Raw genomic sequence first — 17,751 nt, forward strand, 5'->3', positions numbered from 1 at the left:
ATGACGGGAATTCCGGACGATCGGCTGCGTGGCTCGGACGCTGTCGACGCTGGCGCGACCGAAACCGCTGCCGAGTTCGCCGCGGTTCCAGATGCCTTCCAACGGCTCTGGACGCCGCATCGGATGGTCTACATCCAAGACGGGCAGCAGCCGCACCCCGATGACTGCCCGTTCTGCATTGCGCCGACACTGGACGACGAGAAGGCTCTGATCGTGGCGCGCGGTACCCACGCTTACGTAATCCTCAACCTGTTTCCCTACAACAGCGGCCACGTGCTCGTCTGCCCATATCGGCATGTCGCCACCTACGACCAGGCCACGTCGGAAGAGATCGCCGAGATCGGCGAACTCACCCAGGTCGCGATGCGGGTGCTCACCGAGGTGTCGAACTGTGACGGATTCAACATCGGTATGAATCAGGGGCGCATCGCCGGGGCCGGCATCGCCGAGCACCTGCACCAGCACATCGTGCCCCGCTGGGCACTCGACTCCAATTTCTTTCCCATCATCGCTGGCACCAAGGCCATTCCGCGTCTGCTCGGCGACGTGCGTCGGGAGATCGCCGAGGGCTGGCCCGGCGCCACAACCGCGCCTGCAGGCACCCTCTAATTCCTCTCCCACCGGGCGGCGTGCCGGTGCGCCCGGTCACTTCCCTTCGACCCCTCTGACCAGACCATCACCGTGCAAGGAATAGGATGGTGGTTATGACTGAATCAACCTCCGCCGAGCAATTCGGATCGAGCCGCGTCAAGCGTGGACTCGCCGAAATGCTCAAGGGCGGCGTCATCATGGACGTCGTCACCGCTGCCCAGGCTCGTATTGCTGAAGACGCCGGCGCTGTCGCCGTCATGGCTCTCGAACGCGTTCCCGCCGACATCCGCGCACAGGGCGGCGTGGCCCGCATGAGCGACCCCGACCTCATCGACAGCATCATCGCCGAGGTCAATATTCCGGTCATGGCGAAGACTCGTATCGGCCACTTCGTGGAAGCCCAAATCCTCGAGGTGCTCGGCGTCGACTACATCGACGAGTCCGAGGTGCTCAGCCCGGCCGACTATGTGAACCACATCGACAAGTGGAACTTCACCATCCCCTTCGTCTGTGGCGCTACTACCCTCGGTGAGGCGCTCCGCCGCATCACCGAGGGTGCGGCCATGATTCGCTCCAAGGGCGAGGCCGGTACCGGCGATGTCTCCGAAGCCACCAAGCACATTCGCACCATCAACGGTGAGATCAAGCGCCTCTCCTCGATGAGCCGCGACGAACTGTACGTCGCCGCCAAGGAGCTGCAGGCACCGTACGAGCTCGTCGCCGAGATCGCCTCCACCGGAAAGCTGCCCGTCGTGTTGTTCACAGCCGGGGGCGTGGCCACCCCGGCCGACGCCGCCATGATGATGCAGCTCGGCGCTGACGGCGTGTTCGTCGGCTCCGGCATCTTCAAGGCGGGCAACCCCGAGCAGCGCGCTGCGGCAATCGTCAAGGCCGTCACGTTCTACGACGATGCCAAGGTTATCGCGGGTGTCTCGCGCGGCCTCGGAGAGGCCATGGTCGGCATCAACGTGTCCGACATCCCCGCACCGCACCGCCTCGCCACCCGCGGCTGGTAGCCGGGCCGTTCGTGGCGATTCTGTCCGTCGGCACCCGACCTGCTGAAACCGCTGTACCGACAGGGCTGCGGATCGGGGTGCTCGCCCTGCAGGGGGATTTTCGCGAGCACGCGCAGGTGCTGCGCGATCTTGGAGCGAGCGTCGACCTGGTGCGCCGTCCGGAAGAACTCGACCGCCTCGACGGTCTGGTCATTCCGGGCGGCGAATCGAGCGTCATGGACAAACTGGCCCGCACGTTCGGCCTCGCCGAGCCGTTGCGGGCTGCTATCCGGGGCGGCCTGCCGGTCTATGGCACCTGCGCGGGCCTGATAATGCTCGCCGACACGATTCTCGACGGCATGAACGGGCAGCAGAGTCTCGGCGGACTCGACATCGCGGTGCGCCGCAACGCCTTCGGCTCGCAGACGGCATCCTTTGAGACCGACCTCGACATTCCAGCGCTCGGGGTGAAGCCGGTGCACGCCGTGTTCATTCGGGCTCCCGTCGTGGAGACGCTCGGTCCGCGGGCGACCGCGCTGGCCACCCTCGACGACGGCCGCTGCGTCGCCGTGGAGCAGGGCAACCTACTCGGCACGTCCTTTCACCCGGAGATCACCGGCGAGTACCGTTTCCACCGGTATTTCCTGCAGAAACTAGTCGTCGCAGCCCGGTGATCGAGCGGCCGGCTGTGGGCCCAATTGTGCCCGGCGCGGGAGTGTAGCTAGGGTTCAGACATGACTCAGAATTCAAGTGGTCAACGATGACCCGTTATGTAGCACTGCTTCGTGGCATCAATGTCAACGGCATAACCATTGCCATGACAGATCTTGCCGCCACCTTCCATGACCTCGGCTACACCGACGTGAAAACGGTGCTGGCGAGTGGCAATGTCCTCTTCAGCATCGACAGCCCGCTCGTCGACAAAGCGGATGCCGTGGCACTCAAGGCTCGCATTGAAGCAGCACTGACCGCCCGGTTCGAATACGAGGCGTGGATCGTGCTCGTCGATGCCGAATCGCTCGATCGGATTGTGCGCGCGTACCCGTTCGACGCGGGCCGTGACGGCTGGCATTCCTATGTCATGTTTTCGTCCGACCCTGGTCATCTCAGTGAGCTCGCCGGCCACGCGAAGGAACTCGATGCCGCCGACGAGCGCATCGAACTCGGCCACGGCGTGCTCTACTGGGAGGTTCGCAAGGCCGTGGGCATCAAGAGCGCCTTCAGCAAGAAAAGCGCCAAGATCAAATACCGCGACACGACAACGACCCGCAACCTGAACACCCTACATAAGCTGCTGGAAGTTACACCGGGATAGACTAATCCGGCACCTAATGTGCACCGACCACGCGCTGCCGCCGCATCTGTAACCAGGGCTGGCACCCGCCGCACCACGAGAACGATCACGCACAACAACGGGAGATGTATGTCCGGGCATTCCAAATGGGCCACCACCAAGCACCAGAAGGCGGTCACCGACTCGCGTCGGGCGAAGGCGTTCGCCAAGCTCATCAAGAACATCGAGGTTGCGGCCCGACTCGGCGGCGCTGACCTCTCGGGCAACCCCACCCTGGTCGACGCCATTCAGAAGGCCAAGAAGACTTCGGTCCCCAACGACAACATCGACCGTGCGGTGAAGCGCGGTGCCGGGTTGTCGGGCGAGCAGGTCGACTACACGACGATCATGTACGAGGGTTATGCCACGCATGGCGTCGCAATCATGATCGAGTGCCTTACCGACAACAAGAACCGCGCCGCGGCCGAGGTGCGCACCACGATGGCTCGCAACGGCGGAGCCATGGCTGACCCCGGCAGTGTGGCCTACAACTTTCACCGCAAGGGCGTCGTCGTGGTCAAGCGCCTGCCGACGATCACCGAAGACGACATCATGCTCGCCGTTCTCGACGCCGGTGCCGAAGAAGTCATCGATGAGGGTGAGACCTTCGAGATCTTTTCTGACGCGAGTGACCTCGTCGCCACCCGCACCGCGTTGCAGGCTGCCGGAATCGACTACGAGTCGGCCGATATCGCCTTCGTGCCGTCGCTCAAGATCGAGGTCGACGCCGAAACCGCCCGCAAGGTCTTCCACCTGATCGACGCGATGGAAGACCTCGACGACGTGCAAAACGTGTACTCCAACTACGACCTGTCGGCCGAGGTACAGGCCGCACTGGCCGCCGAGTCCGCGTAGTCCGATGGCGGTCCGGGTTCTCGGCATCGACCCGGGCCTCACCCGTTGCGGTGTGGGCGTGGTCGACGTCGAGGGCAATCGCTCGGCCCGCCTGGTTGACGTGACCGTGCTGCGCAGTGCGCCCGACCTGCCCCTCGAACAGCGGCTGCTGCTGCTGTCCCGGGGACTCGAAGAGATGCTCGACCGACACCGGCCGCAGTTCATCGCCATCGAGCGGGTCTTCGCGCAGCTCAACGTGAGCACCGTCATGGGCACCGCCCAGATCAGCGGGGTCGCCCTGCTGCTCGCCGCGCAACGCGGCCTACCGGTCACCCTGCACACCCCGAGCGAGGTGAAGGCCGCCATCACCGGGTACGGTTCCGCAGACAAGAAGCAGGTCGGCACCATGGTCGCCCGCATTCTCGGGCTGACCGAGATTCCCAAACCAGCCGACGCAGCGGATGCCCTTGCCCTCGCGATCTGTCATGCCTGGCGCACCGGGGCATCGGGCGGCACCCTTCCGACCGTCGCCTCGGTCGCCACCAACAGGCTCACCGCTGGCGCGCTCACCCCTGGAGCACTGACCCCCGCCCAGAAAGCGTGGCGCGCCGCCGAACGGGGTTCGGTGCCAGCAGCGTCGGCGGTGCCCCGTAGTCTTAAGCGGTGATCTCTTCCGTACGTGGCCTCGTCCTTTCAACCGCAGGCTCAACCGTCGTGATCGAGGTCGGGGGAGTCGGCCTCGGCGTGCAGGTGACGCCGGCCACCGCACTCGGCGTGCGCATCGATGAAGAAGCCAGGCTGGTGACGACCCTCATCGTGCGCGAAGACTCGCTCACACTGTACGGCTTTGTAACCGCTGACGAACTCGCGGTTTTCGAGCTGCTCGTCGGTGTCACCGGTGTGGGCCCCAAATCGGCCCTCGGCGTGCTCGCGGTGCTCACCCCGAATCAGATCGCCCAGGCCGTCGCGGGCGAAGACGACGGCGCATTCCGTAAGGTCAGCGGCATCGGGCCGAAGACCGCGAAACTCATCGTGCTCTCCCTGACCGGCAAACTCGCGGTCACGGCTGCGAGCACGCCAGCCCGCCGACCCGGGGCCACCTCGGTCGCCGCGAGCGTGCAGGCGGCACTGATCGGCCTCGGCTGGTCGGAGCGCGTCGCAGCCGAGGCCGTCGATGAGACCCTCACTGACCTGGCGGATGCTGCGGGCGAGGATACCGCGCCGCCAACGGTCGCCGCCGTGCTCCGATTGGCCCTCGGCCGCTTAGGCCCGGCGGCGCACCACGCCACGGGCTCGGCCGCTGCGGCCACGGGAACGGGTCGCTCATGAACCCCGACGCCGGCTTTGAGCACCCCGCCGTTGAACTGACTAACCCGTCGCTGGAGAGCGAATCCGAGCTTGCCTTCGAGGGCGCCCTGCGCCCGGCGAGCTTGGCCGAATTCGTCGGCCAGAAGAAGGTGCGCGGGCAGTTGCAGCTGCTGCTGACCGCCGCGACGATGCAGAATCGCACACCCGACCACATCCTTCTGGCGGGCCCACCCGGCCTCGGCAAGACCACCCTCGCCATGATCGTCGCGTATGAGGGCAACCGCCCGCTGCGCATGTCGAGCGGCCCGGCCATTCAACACGCCGGCGATCTCGCGGCAGTGCTGTCGTCCCTGGTACCAGGGGAAGTGCTGTTCATCGATGAAATCCATCGCATGGCACGGTCGGCTGAAGAGATGCTCTACCTCGCCATGGAAGACTTCCGCATCGACATCATGGTCGGCAAGGGCGCCGGTGCTACCTCCGTTCCGCTCGACCTCGCGCCCTTCACCCTGGTCGGCGCCACTACCCGGTCAGGTCTGCTGCCGAACCCCTTGCGCGACCGATTCGGTTTCACTGCCCACCTCGAGTTCTACGCCGACAGCGAGCTCGAACAAGTGCTCGCCCGTGCCGCGCAGTTGATCGACCTGCCGATAAAAAAAGATGCCCTCGCCGAGATCGCCGGGCGGTGCCGCGGCACTCCACGCATCGCGAACCGCCTGTTACGCCGCGTGCGCGACTACGCGCTCGTGCACGGGGGAGCGGCCGACATCGCCGCGGTGCACGCGGCCCTCGAACTGTATGACGTCGATGCGATCGGTCTCGACCGCCTCGACCGCGAAGTCATGAAGATCATTTTGACCCGGTTCGGAGGCGGGCCGGTGGGGCTCAACACCCTGGCCGTATCGGTCGGTGAAGAGTCCGAAACGGTGGAGGCGGTCGTAGAGCCGTTCCTGGTGCGGATAGGCTTCCTCACGCGTACCCCGCGAGGGCGGGTTGCCACCAGCGCAGCGTGGCAACATTTCGGTCTGACCCCTCCTCAGGGCAGTGCCACCCTTCTTGATCTATAATTCAATTTGGTCCACCTGTCTATAGCCTTAGTTCAGAAGGCACCGGCCCGCACAAACGGGCCGTCAATACAAGCTTCGGCCACCCGTGCCGCAATCGAAAGGTAATACAGTTTTATGGATTCATTGACTCTCGTCATGTTGGCCGTTTTGGCCGTTCTCGTCTTCTTCATGTTCCGCAACGGCCGCAAGCGCAAGAAAGACCAGGAAGCCCTGCAGGCCACCATGGTTCCCGGCGCCGACGTCATGACCAACTTCGGCATGTACGGCACGATCATCGCCATCGATGAAGAGGCCAACAAGGTCGAGCTGCAGATCGCCCCCGGCGTCGTTGTCGAAATCCACCGTCAGACCATCGCCCGCGTGGTGGAACCGGTCGTCGCCGACGATCTCGATGACTCCAGTGTCGATAACACCGACTCGCTCACCGAGCCAGATTTCGGCCAGCGGGTTTCCGAGGGCGACGCCGACAGCACCGAACAGCCCAAAAAGGGTGACGCGTAGTTTCATTCGTTCACGCAATACTTGCTGAGCATCACAGGTAACACAACGCACGTACTGCATCACGCGGCGCGCCCACGCATTCTGGCGTGGGCGCCAACAGAAAGCTGAGTTCATAGGTGGCTAAGTCGTCTCCGGTCAAGAAGGCCTGGCGTTCCCTGACCTGGCTTGGCGTGCTTATCGTCGGCCTGATCGCCCTCAACGCTTTCGGCGTATTCACCCAGAACGGATCGTGGACGCCGAAACTGGCACTCGACCTCGAGGGCGGAACACAGATCATCCTTGCCCCTCAGGTCGAGAGTGGCGCGACAGTGACCTCGGAGCAGCTCACCGAGGCCGTGGGCATCATTCGCCAGCGCGTCAACTCCTCGGGAGTCTCCGAGGCGGAGGTCAACACCCAGGGCGGTCGGAACATCGTCGTGTCGATCCCCGGTACCCCCGATGACGCCACCCTGGAACGCATCAAGTCGTCTGCCAAGCTCGAGTTCCGTGCGGTGCTCGTGGCGGGCCAACCGTCCGGCCAGACCATGGGCGCTGACGGTACCGCAACGCCTGCACCGCAGGCTCCTGTCGATCCGAGCCTGTCGACCACGCCCGCCGTCGAACCGACCAACGCGAGCGATTTGAACTACGTCACGCCCGCACTCCAGGCCGAGTACGACGCCTTCGACTGCGGCAAAATCAACACGACCAATGTGGCGCCGGCCAACCAGCCCCTGATCACCTGCGAAGCCGATGGCTCGGTCAAGTACATCCTCGGCCCGGTCGAGGTCGACGGATCGACGATCGCCAACGCGACCAACGGCCAGCGCACCACGCAGAGCGGCGCGACCACGGGCGAGTGGGCGGTCAACATCGTCTTCAACGGCACGGGAACGTCGAAATTCGCTGATGTCACAACACGACTGTTCAACCTCACCGGTGTGCAGAACCAGTTTGCGATCGTGCTCGACGGCCGAGTCATTTCGGCGCCGGCCACCCAGGGCGCCATCCTTGACGGCAAGCCGCAGATCACCGGTTCATTCGACCAGGACAGTTCCAAGGCCCTGGCCGACCAGCTGAAGTTCGGTGCTCTTCCCATCAGCTTCACCGTGCAAAGCCAGGACACCATCTCGGCGACGCTCGGTTCGACGCAACTTTTGAATGGGCTCATCGCCGGCCTGATCGGTTTGATCCTCGTTGTCATGTACTCGCTCGCGCAGTACCGTCTTCTCGGTTTGATCACGATTGCGTCCCTCGGCGTGGCAGCGGTGATCACCTACCTCCTGATCACCATCCTGTCCTGGCGCGAGGGCTACCGCCTGTCCCTGGCCGGTGTCGCCGGTTTGATCGTGGCCATCGGTATCACCGCCGACTCGTTCATCGTCTACTTCGAACGCGTGCGCGACGAGCTGCGTGATGGCCGCGGGCTGGAGTCCTCGGTCGAGGCTGGCTGGAAGCGGGCCTTCCGCACCATCGTCGCCTCCGACGTTGTCAACTTCCTCGCGGCAGCCGTATTGTTCGTGCTCGCCGTCGGCAACGTGCGCGGGTTCGCACTGACCCTGGGTCTCACCACGGTCGTCGACCTCCTCGTGGTCGGCTTGTTCACGCACCCGATGCTTCAGCTGGTCGCTCAGACGAAGTTCTTCAACGAGGGCCACAAATTCAGCGGGCTCGATCCGCGAGCGCTCGGTGCCGTTTACCGGGGACGCGCTCGATTCGAGCCCTCGGCGGCTGTCCCGGGGACCAAGGCCTCATCCTCCAGCAAAGAGGCGGCCAAACGGCAAACCATCGCCGAACGGAAGGCGTCGGAACTCGTTGGAACCAGCACTGATCGATCGACAGACAGGAAGGATTCCTGATGGCCAGTTTCTCGCAGTTCGGAAATGACCTCTACACGGGTGCGCGTTCGCTCAATATCGTCGGGCGTCGCAAACTGTGGTATCTCATCGCCGGTGGCATGATCCTCATTGCCCTCGTCGGTCCGTTCCTGCTGCGCGGTGGCTTCGTCTTCGGTATCGAATTCACCGGGGGTAGCGAGTTCGTCGTTTCGCAGACGACGAGCCAGTCAGAGACCACGGCAACGGACGCGGTCGCGAGCGTCGTCCCCGAAGCCGTCGCGAAGGTTTCCACCGTCGGTTCTGACGGTGTCCGGGTGCAGACTGATCAGCTGTCGGAAGGGCAGACGTCGGGAGTGCGTGACGCTCTCGCTGCGGCCTATGACGTGCCGGTCACGGAAGTCGCGACCTCCTTCATCGGGGCGACCTGGGGGCAGGACATCACCGGACAGGCACTTCGGGCCCTCGTGGTTTTCCTGATACTCGCCGGCATCATCATGGCCGTGTACTTCCGAACGTGGAAGATGTCGGTGGCGGCCATGGTGGCGCTGCTGCACGACCTCGTCATCACGGCCGGTTTCTACGGAATCACGGGTTTTGAAATCACGCCGGCGGCAGTGATCGGTTTCCTCACTATTCTGGGCTATTCGCTGTACGACACCGTTGTGGTCTTCGACAAGATTCGCGAGAACACCAATCTGGACGGTTCAGGCTCGAGCCGGACCTTCTCCGAGTCGGTCAACCTCGCCGTCAACCAGACGCTCGTGCGCTCGATCAACACCTCGGTCGTGGCGGCCCTGCCCGTGGCATCCATTTTGTTCATCGGTGCGTTCGTTCTGGGTGCCGGCACCCTGCGCGACATCTCGCTCGCGTTGCTCATCGGAGTTCTGGTCGGTACCTACTCGACCATATTCATTGCGACACCGCTCTACGCCCAGCTGCGAAACGGTGAGGATGCCATTCGCAAACACGACAAGAAGGCCCTCGCCGCGCGTGCCAAGGCCTCGTCTCCAGCCGCGGAGAGCCTCACCGCCTAGTCGCAGGCACCCGCACGACGCGAAGCGGCCAGCCCCGGCGGGCTGGCCGCTTCTGGGTACGGCCGGTATTGTATCGCTGGGGGCGTAAGGATGGCTGCCGCAGAACCGGCATAATTGACAGTACGCAAGCACAGCCCGCGTGTTCTGCCGGGCGTGAAGCCGAGGTGAGACTATGACGGACACGACGACCCCCTCCCCGGCATCGCTGCGCCGTCTGGTTCCGCGCATCTTCTCCCGGGCGCAGCCTGCCGGTGCTGTGGATCGTTTGATCAAGACCGTTCGGCTGAACCACCCCAAGGTCGATCTGTCGGTCATCGAACGCGCGTATACCGCCGCCGAGCGAGCTCACGACGGGCAGTTGCGTCGCAGCGGCGAGCCGTACATCACCCACCCCGTCGCCGTGGCTCAGATCTTGGCTGATCTTGGAATCGGCACCAAAACCATCGCTGCCGCCCTGCTGCACGACACCGTGGAAGACACCGATTACACGCTCGACGCCCTGCGCGCCGATTTCGGCGATGAAATCGCCATGCTCGTTGACGGGGTCACCAAGCTCGACAAGGTGAAATACGGCGACTCGACTCAGGCCGAGACCGTACGCAAGATGATCGTCGCAATGTCCAAAGACATTCGGGTGCTCATCATCAAACTCGCCGACCGGCTGCATAATGCGCGCACCTGGGGTTTCGTGCCCAACGAATCCGCCGTGCGCAAGGCCACTGAGACCCTGGAAATCTACGCGCCCCTCGCGCACCGCCTGGGCATCCAGACGATCAAATGGGAACTCGAAGACCTGTCCTTCGCCGTGCTGTATCCCAAGTTGTATGCCGAGATCGAAAGCCTGGTCAAGCAGCGCACGCCGCAGCGCGAGGAGTTCGTTCAGCAGGTCATCGACACGATCAGCGACGACCTCAAATCGGCGCGCATTCGTGGCAAGGTCGCCGGTCGACCCAAGCAGTATTACTCGATCTACCAGAAAATGGTCGTGCGTGGCCGTGAGTTCGATGAGATCTACGACCTCGTCGGTATTCGCGTTTTGGTGAACTCCGTGCGGGACTGCTACGCGGTGCTGGGTTCCATCCACGCTCGGTGGACTCCACTGCCCGGCCGGTTCAAGGACTACATCGCCACGCCGAAGTTCAACCTGTACCAGTCGCTGCACACGACGGTGCTCGGGCCGAGCGGTCGCGCCGTAGAAATTCAGATTCGCACCACCGAGATGCACGAGCGCGCCGAATTCGGCGTCGCCGCGCACTGGAAGTACAAGGAACAGGTCAACGGCAAGAGTGCCGGCGGTGCCGGGCCCCAGAGCGACACCGACATGGCCTGGCTCGCCCACATTTCTGACTGGCAGGCTGAAACGGCCGACCCGGGCGAGTTCCTCGACTCTTTGCGCTATGAGATCGGCGCCAAAGAGGTCTACGTCTTCACGCCTAAGGGCCGCGTCATTGGCCTCCCCTCCGGTGCTACGCCGGTCGACTTCGCCTACGCGGTGCACACCGAGGTCGGCCACCGAACCATGGGCGCCAAGGTCAACGGCCGCTTGGTACCGCTCGAGAGTGAGGTCGTCACGGGCGACGTTGTCGAGGTGTTCACCTCGAAGAACCCTGACTCCGGCCCGAGCAAGGACTGGCTCAACTTCGTCAAGAGCCCCCGGGCACGCAACAAGATTCGGCAGTGGTTTACCAAGGAACGACGCGACGAGGCCATTGAACAGGGCCGCGACGCGATCGCGCGGGCCATGCGCAAGCAGAACCTTCCGCTGCAGAAGCTGATGAATCAGGACTCTTTCGCGGAGGTTGCGGCTCTCCTCAAGTACGAAGATGTGTCGGCGCTGTATGCGGCCGTCGGTGAGGGGCATGTCTCAACCCAGTCCGTGCTCGAAAAGGTCGTCTCCTCGGTGCAGAGCATCGAAGACAACGACAGTAACGATTATCCGATTGCAGCCCGGGGTCGGCCGCAAACCTCCCGCAACGGGGACTCGGGAGTGCTCGTGCGCGGCGCGCCGGACATTCTGGTCAAGCTCGCCCGCTGCTGCACTCCGGTGCCCGGAGATAAAATCGTCGGCTTCGTCACCCGCGGCGCCGGCGTCTCGGTACACCAGGCGGTCTGCCACAACGTGCAATCATTGCTCAAAGAACCCGAACGTATGATCGAGGTCGAGTGGGCCCCCACCTCGAAGAGCCTGTTCCTCGTGCACATTCAGATCGAAGCCCTCGACCGCTCTGGACTGCTCTCCGACGTCACCCGCGTGCTGTCGGAGCACCACGTGAACATTCTTTCGGCCACCGTCAACACCTCAAGAGACCGCCTGGCGATCAGCCGCTTCGTATTCGAGATGGGGGACACCACCCACCTCGACCGCGTGCTGAACGCCGTGCGTCGCATCGATGCTGTCTATGACGTCTACCGGGTCAGCGACGGCTAACCGACATTGGTCGTGCTGCCCGGTTCGCTCTGCTGACGGAGCGCGGACAGGGCGACGCTGACGGCCGCGAATCGGGCGACGGCGTTTGTGCTGTGAGCCGGGCTGCCGCGCTTGCACAGGCTCACAGCGGTCGATACATCGGGAAACTCGCCGTAGTGCAGCAGGCGGGCCAGCAGGGCGGTCAGGTTGAACGTTGCTATCGACGTCGGTGTATAGCGGGCAAGATCGACGGCGGTACGCAGGGGAGTGGTGACCCTCACTCCCGAAATGGTGCGCACGTCATCGGGAGTCCGCACAATTTCGCGTACCCGAACCCGCGGTGACCACAGTGCGGTCGTCCGCGCGCCGATCAGCACACAGAATTGGTGGCGGCGCGGCTCTGGAGCCACGCCGTAAATCCACGCGGCGGTGAGCTGTTCGGCGATGGCGCGGGGCGGGACCAGCTGGCTGGCGGCGAGGGCCCGATTGGAGCATCCGTCTATTTCATCGATCACGCACCAGGAATCGGCGACTTGAAAGACCTGCCCGTCCAGACGGGCGCCGCAGAGCTCTGCGAGCGGCAAGTCGCTGAGCGTGAACGCTCGTCCCCAATGCTGTGCCATGCCACCAGAATTGCGCTGAACCAGATCCAGACTCCCCAAGGAGCCTGGATCTGTGGATAAAGCGGTTACGCATCGAAGGTGCATAACTTCGCGGGGTTCTGCTGCCGTGCTGGTTTCTAAGCCACTTTGGTTACTGAGCCGTGCTGGTTACTGAACCGTGCTGATTGCTGAGCCATGCTGGTTACGGAGCTGCGCTGGCTACTGGCCGATGGCCTTGAGCCAGGTCTTACGGGCTTCGAGTGCTTCGGTCGCGTCCTTGATGGCACGGGCATCCCGCCCCTTCTGGGCCGTGGCCAGTTCAGCCTCGAGTTTGGCGATCGCATCGTTCAGCTGGCCGGCGAGGCCCTCGGTGCGGGCCTTGGTCTCCGGGTTGTTGCGCTTCCAATGGTCGTCATCGAGCTTGCGCACCACCGCTTCCACCTTGCGAAGGCGATCCTCGATCGGCTTGACCTGGTCACGGGGAACCTTGCCAATGAGGTCCCACTTGCGCTGGATCGTGGTGAGCGTGTCGCGCGCGGCGTTGCGGTCGGTGGCACTGAGCAGGGTCTCGGCCTCGGTCACCAGTGCGAGCTTCTGCACCAGGTTGGCGGAGAACTCCTCGTTGTCCTGAGCTTCAACCTCGCTCTTGACCGAGTAGAGCACGTCACCAGCGGCCTTGAACTTCGCCCACATGGCGTCGTCCTGCTTCTTGCCGCTGCGACCGGCTTTCTTCCACTCGTCGAGCAGGGCGCGATACGCCGAGACGCCATCGGCGCCCCGCGGGGCGAGACCCTCGGCCTGTTCGATCAAATGTTGCTTCTTCGTGCGCACGTCTTTGTGAGCGCTGTCGAGCTCAGCGAAGAACGCTTTGCGGTTTTGCTCGATGGTGGTGCGTGCGGCCCGAAAACGCTTCCATAGGTCGTTGGCCTCACCCTTGGGAATGCGGGGAGCGTCGTGCTGGTGCGCCTGCCATTTGGCGAACAAGGCGTCGAGAGCAGCGCTGGTCTGCTTCCACTGTGTCTTGGCCGGGTCTTCGGCGGCCAGGCGCTCGGCCTCGGTCACAATCTCGGCCCGCTCGGCGACGGCGGCAGCGGATGCGGCCTTCGTCTCGATGCTCTGCTGCTCGGTCAGCTCACTGACGGCTCCGCCGAGGGCGCCGAGCCGCTCGGCCAGCGCGGCCAGGTTTCCGACCGCGTTGGCGTTGGCGACCGCAACGGTCAAGTTGGCGACCGACTTGGCAATGTCCGCGGCCGGAGCGCCACCCTTCGCTCGCTGCTCGAGCAGGGTGACCTGACCATTGAGCTCAACATATTTGCGTTCGAAGTAGGCGAGGGCCTCTTCCGGAGTGGCATCCGGATACTGGCCGACAGCGCGTTCACCCTCTGCCTCGCGCACGTACACCGTGCCGGTTTCGTCTACGCGACCCCATGGTTGCTGATCTGTCGTAGTCAAGAGCGTCACCTTTGCTGAGTTGTTGTGTGTGGATCCGCGGGAGTAAGGAGTGCGGAACCAGGAAATACCGGTATAAGCCTATTGCAATAGCGCAGGGGGATCGATCGATCCTACTGAACTGTTATCCCCGTGATCGAAGTCGGCACCTTGGGGGCACCGTCCCCGGAACCATCCGCGGTGCCAGCGTCGGTGACCGTGGCCGTGAGCTCATCGAGACCACTGGTGACGTGCCCCAGTACCGTATAACCGCCGCCAGCGTCCGAGGGAATGGTGGTGTCGTCGTACACGACGAAGAACTGGCTGCCCATACTGAAGCCGTTCCCACCCTGCCGCGCCATCGCGAGCGTACCGGCCGGGTAGACGTTGTCGGTGGGGGCGTTCTCGACCGGACCGTAGCTGTAGCCGGGGCCGTGCGTGGCGTCCGGACTCGTGTTCCCGGCGTCGGGATCGCCGCACTGCAGCACAAAGAACCCGCCAGTGGTGAGCCGGTGACAACTGACTCCGTCGTAGAAGCCGCTCTGGGCGAGACTGATAGTGGACGAGACCCCCTGCGGGGCCAGCGCGCCGTCGAGCTCGATGCCGAGCTTGACATCGTTGAGAGTGAGCGTTCCGGTCCAGGTGCGGCCCTCAGCGAGGGTGCTCGCCGGCACGTCGCCGAGGTTCTCACCGGCGGCTGCCGTGGCAGCGGGCGTCGCGGCAGGGGTGGCGCTTGCCTTGTCGGTCGCGGCGGGGGTGCCAGGACCGCCGTTGAAGTAGAACACCTGGGCGACCACGATCACGGTCAGTACGACGAGCAGTCCGCCGCCGGCGATCAGGTTGTCACGCACGCGCCGCTTCTGCTGGTACTCGTGCACGGCCCGTCTGGCCTGATAGGAACGGACACGTCCGCGCTCTTCACGTGCTGCACGCTCAAGCTTGTAATTCGAAGCCACTTGGAACCCCTCCAAGGCCGTCGGGGTTGGCGACGACCGAACAAAACGTGATCCAGGCACTAACGCGCCCAACCTCGTAGAACTCTACGCACAAACTACGCTGGAAGAATGTCCGATGCTCAACCAGGTCTGCGCAGTGGTGCGACCCCCCTCGCCGTACGAATGCGCCCGAAAACCCTGGACGAGGTCGCCGGCCAGCGTCACCTGCTGACACCGGGCTCGCCACTCGTGAGCCTCGCGAGCGACAAGACGGGGGAACGCGGCAGCGTGTCGGTCATTCTCTGGGGACCGCCCGGCACCGGAAAAACCACGCTCGCGCAGGCCATCGCGCACAGCTCCGGGCGACGGTTCGTTGAGTTATCCGCCGTGACGGCCGGCGTGCGTGATGTGCGTCAGGTGATGGAAGATGCCCGCACCAATCGCGATTTGTACGGTCTGGCGACGGTATTGTTTCTCGACGAGATCCACCGCTTCTCCAAGGCCCAGCAAGACACCTTGCTGCCCGGGGTCGAAAACGGCGTCGTCATCCTGGTCGCCGCGACGACCGAAAACCCATCGTTCTCGATCATTTCCCCCCTGTTGTCTCGTTCCCTGTTGCTCACCCTCGAAGTTCTCAGCGACGACGACCTCGGCATCGTCGTCGATCGTGCCGTCACCGATGCGCGCGGCTTGGCCGACCGGTTCGAACTCGAACCCGAGGCCCGCGGCGCGATCATCCGACTCGCCTCTGGTGATGCCCGGCGGGCACTGACCGCGCTGGAGGCGGCATCCGTTTCGGCCGAATCAACGCTCGAAGCGGGAGCGACCGGTAAGCCAGTGATCACGACCGATATTGTCTCCCTCGCCGTTGATCGTGCCCTGCTGCGCTACGACCGCAACGGTGACGAGCACTACGACGTGATCAGCGCGTTCATCAAATCGGTGCGCGGCAGTGACGTCGACGCCGCGCTGCACTACCTGGCGCGCATGATCGAGGCCGGCGAAGACCCGCGTTACATTTGCCGCCGCATCATCGTCCTCGCCTCCGAAGACATCGGCATGGCCGACCCGCAATCGCTCCTCATCGCCGTCGCCGCCGCCGACGCCGTGCAACTGATCGGCATGCCGGAGGGCCGGATACCGTTGGCCCAGGCCGTCGTGCACCTCGCAACCGCACCCAAGTCCAACGCCGCATACATGGCCCTCGACGCGGCAATCGCCGACGTGCGGGCCGGCAAGATGGGCCGCGTACCCAAAGGCATGCGCGACGCGCACTACCCCGGTGCCAAACGACTCGGTCACGGCAAGGGTTACCTGTATCCGCACGACGATGCGCTCGGCGTGGTCACCCAGCAGTACCCGCCAACGGAGCTGAAAACCACCCGCTATTACGAGCCGACCGAGCACGGCCACGAGCGCGACATCTCCGCTCGCCTCCTGAAAATCCGCCGCATCGTCCGCGACGAATAATTCTCCGCCCTCCGCTCTGGACTTGCCGCGATGGCGGGTTTTCCGCGGGGTTGCGGATTGGATGTTGGAGCGAGGAGCGGATGAAGCGGTGTGCTAACATTGTCCCTGTCTACAACTGGTTTCGGCATGCGGCTGCGTCCGTTTCCAGCTTGGAGGGGAAACGTTCTGTAGCCGAACATCCCATGGCACCCAATCCTCTGATCTCCCATGACGTTTGTGCTGTAGTGATACGCACTCGCCCTGGTATCCCTGTTATTGAGTCCGATTGAAAGGAAACCGTGTCTACCAAGTCACGTACCCGCAGTAAAACTCGCCTCTCGCGCGCCCTGGGCATCGCCCTCACGCCGAAGGCAGCCCGCTTCCTGGAGAAGCGCCCCTATGCACCCGGTGAGCACGGCCGCACCAAGCGCAAGACCGATTCGGACTACGCCGTTCGTCTGCGCGAAAAGCAGCGTTTACGCGCCCAGTACGGCATCCGCGAAGCCCAGCTCAAGATTGCCTTCGAGCAGGCTCGTCGTCGTCAGGGACTGACCGGTGAGAACCTCGTTGAGATCCTCGAGACCCGTCTCGACGCTCTCCTCGTCCGTTCCGCGATTGCGCGCACCACGGCTCAGGCTCGTCAGATGATCGTGCACCGTCACATCCTCGTTGACGGAGAACTCGTCGACCGGCCCTCCTTCCGCGTGAAGCCGGGCCAGCTCATGCACGTCAAGGCTCGCAGCGAGGGCATGGAGCCCTTCCAGGTTGCAGCAGCCGGCGGACACGTCGACCTGCTCCCCAAGCTCCCGCCGTACCTCGAGGTTGAGCTCGACAAGCTTCAGGCCCGCCTCGTGCGCGCCCCGAAGCGCATCGAGATTCCCGTGACGTGTGAAGTTCAGCTCGTCGTCGAGTACTACGCAGCTCGATAGCTAGCAATTCGACTGGTTCTCAATAACCTTCGGGCTGTTCGCAACCGGTACGCTGAAGAGCGGATCACCCCAGGGTGATCCGCTCTTTTGTATACCCGGGCTCCGCAGGAGCCGATCGAGCGAAGTGGAGTCACCGTGTCAGGTGGAGATATTGCCGGACTCATCGCTGCCGGCGTGTTCGCGATTTTGGTCGCCGTCATCGCCATTCCGCTGGTCAAGCTGGGGCGGGTCTTCGATAAGACGACCGCGGCCATCCAGGAACTCACCGAGGGAATCACCCCGATGCTCGCGGAAACGACAGAGACGATCCGCTCAACCAACCAGCAGCTCGCCCGGGTCGATACCATCACGAGCAACGTTGCGGATGTCACCGGGAACGTCTCAGCGCTTGTCGCGTTAGTCGCGGCGACGGTCGGCGGGCCGCTGATCAAGCTCGCCGGGTTCTCGGCCGGGGTAGTGGCGGCCTTTCGCGCCGGGCGGCCGCGGTCCGGGCGCAACCGGGATTGACCGGCTACTCTGGA

Annotated in this window: 18 protein-coding genes; 15 read left to right on the top strand and 3 right to left on the bottom strand. The window is 63.9% G+C overall.

Features of this window, described 5'->3' with window-relative positions; translation table 11 throughout:
• The 12 genes from E3T50_RS12310 to E3T50_RS12365 all read left to right on the top strand — a co-directional run bounded on the left by E3T50_RS12310 (position 1) and on the right by E3T50_RS12365 (position 11,908).
• Positions 1-609 carry an HIT family protein gene (locus E3T50_RS12310; protein ID WP_134552258.1) on the top strand — a complete coding sequence of 203 codons (609 nt, stop codon included), beginning with the start codon at positions 1-3 and terminating at the stop codon, positions 607-609.
• Between the two features lie 95 nt (positions 610-704).
• Positions 705-1,607 (top strand): pyridoxal 5'-phosphate synthase lyase subunit PdxS, encoded by a 903-nt coding sequence (gene pdxS / locus E3T50_RS12315; RefSeq protein ID WP_134459133.1) that lies wholly within the window; start codon positions 705-707, stop codon positions 1,605-1,607.
• A 17-nt stretch (positions 1,608-1,624) separates the two neighbouring features.
• The gene (gene pdxT, locus E3T50_RS12320) at positions 1,625-2,260 is read left to right on the top strand and encodes a pyridoxal 5'-phosphate synthase glutaminase subunit PdxT (protein WP_420898730.1); all 636 of its coding nucleotides are present in this window, start codon (positions 1,625-1,627) and stop codon (positions 2,258-2,260) included.
• Between the two features lie 86 nt (positions 2,261-2,346).
• Entirely contained in the window at positions 2,347-2,901 is a 555-nt protein-coding gene (locus tag E3T50_RS12325) for a DUF1697 domain-containing protein (protein ID WP_134552260.1), read from the top strand.
• Between the two features lie 108 nt (positions 2,902-3,009).
• The gene (locus tag E3T50_RS12330) at positions 3,010-3,774 is read left to right on the top strand and encodes a YebC/PmpR family DNA-binding transcriptional regulator (RefSeq protein ID WP_134459137.1); all 765 of its coding nucleotides are present in this window, start codon (positions 3,010-3,012) and stop codon (positions 3,772-3,774) included.
• A 4-nt stretch (positions 3,775-3,778) separates the two neighbouring features.
• Positions 3,779-4,420 (top strand): crossover junction endodeoxyribonuclease RuvC, encoded by a 642-nt coding sequence (gene ruvC / locus E3T50_RS12335; protein ID WP_134552262.1) that lies wholly within the window; start codon positions 3,779-3,781, stop codon positions 4,418-4,420.
• Positions 4,417-5,082: a Holliday junction branch migration protein RuvA gene (gene ruvA, locus E3T50_RS12340; RefSeq protein WP_134552264.1), complete on the top strand. Its 666-nt coding sequence runs from the start codon at positions 4,417-4,419 to the stop codon at positions 5,080-5,082. The genes ruvC and ruvA overlap by 4 nt, the downstream gene beginning before the upstream one ends.
• Positions 5,079-6,128, top strand: a complete 1,050-nt coding sequence (ruvB, locus tag E3T50_RS12345; RefSeq protein WP_134459143.1) for a Holliday junction branch migration DNA helicase RuvB — start codon at positions 5,079-5,081, stop codon at positions 6,126-6,128. Before ruvA ends, ruvB begins: the two co-directional genes overlap by 4 nt.
• 114 nt (positions 6,129-6,242) lie before the next feature.
• Positions 6,243-6,629 (top strand): preprotein translocase subunit YajC, encoded by a 387-nt coding sequence (gene yajC / locus E3T50_RS12350; RefSeq protein ID WP_134552266.1) that lies wholly within the window; start codon positions 6,243-6,245, stop codon positions 6,627-6,629.
• 116 nt (positions 6,630-6,745) lie between these two features.
• Complete coding sequence (gene secD / locus E3T50_RS12355; RefSeq protein WP_134552268.1) at positions 6,746-8,467, top strand: protein translocase subunit SecD; 1,722 nt, start codon at positions 6,746-6,748, stop codon at positions 8,465-8,467.
• Entirely contained in the window at positions 8,467-9,480 is a 1,014-nt protein-coding gene (gene secF / locus E3T50_RS12360) for a protein translocase subunit SecF (protein ID WP_134552270.1), read from the top strand. The genes secD and secF overlap by 1 nt, the downstream gene beginning before the upstream one ends.
• A gap of 172 nt (positions 9,481-9,652) precedes the next feature.
• Entirely contained in the window at positions 9,653-11,908 is a 2,256-nt protein-coding gene (locus E3T50_RS12365) for a RelA/SpoT family protein (protein ID WP_134552272.1), read from the top strand.
• Here E3T50_RS12365 and E3T50_RS12370 read toward each other — a convergent pair.
• The 3 genes from E3T50_RS12370 to E3T50_RS12380 form a co-directional block, all read right to left on the bottom strand.
• Positions 11,905-12,510, bottom strand: a complete 606-nt coding sequence (locus tag E3T50_RS12370; RefSeq protein ID WP_166784292.1) for a type IV toxin-antitoxin system AbiEi family antitoxin — start codon at positions 12,508-12,510, stop codon at positions 11,905-11,907. The two genes, E3T50_RS12365 and E3T50_RS12370, sit on opposite strands and share 4 nt — an antisense overlap.
• Positions 12,511-12,708: 198 nt before the next feature.
• A complete protein-coding gene (locus E3T50_RS12375) occupies positions 12,709-13,941 on the bottom strand; it encodes a DUF349 domain-containing protein (protein WP_174844756.1) in 1,233 nt (410 codons plus the stop codon).
• Positions 13,942-14,051: 110 nt separating this feature from the next.
• On the bottom strand, positions 14,052-14,873 hold the full coding sequence (locus tag E3T50_RS12380) for a peptidylprolyl isomerase (protein ID WP_134552276.1): 822 nt from the start codon (positions 14,871-14,873) through the stop codon (positions 14,052-14,054).
• A 108-nt stretch (positions 14,874-14,981) separates the two neighbouring features.
• On the opposite strand from E3T50_RS12380, the gene E3T50_RS12385 reads away from it, so the two are divergent.
• The 3 genes from E3T50_RS12385 to E3T50_RS12395 all read left to right on the top strand — a co-directional run bounded on the left by E3T50_RS12385 (position 14,982) and on the right by E3T50_RS12395 (position 17,737).
• Entirely contained in the window at positions 14,982-16,322 is a 1,341-nt protein-coding gene (locus E3T50_RS12385; protein WP_134459157.1) for a replication-associated recombination protein A, read from the top strand.
• 278 nt (positions 16,323-16,600) lie between these two features.
• On the top strand, positions 16,601-17,230 hold the full coding sequence (gene rpsD / locus E3T50_RS12390; RefSeq protein ID WP_092107727.1) for a 30S ribosomal protein S4: 630 nt from the start codon (positions 16,601-16,603) through the stop codon (positions 17,228-17,230).
• A gap of 135 nt (positions 17,231-17,365) precedes the next feature.
• Complete coding sequence (locus tag E3T50_RS12395) at positions 17,366-17,737, top strand: DUF948 domain-containing protein (protein WP_134552278.1); 372 nt, start codon at positions 17,366-17,368, stop codon at positions 17,735-17,737.
• Positions 17,738-17,751: the final 14 nt, after the last annotated feature.

The sequence above is a fragment of the Cryobacterium gelidum genome (assembly GCF_004403985.1).
Taxonomy (GTDB): Bacteria; Actinomycetota; Actinomycetes; order Actinomycetales; family Microbacteriaceae; genus Cryobacterium; species Cryobacterium gelidum.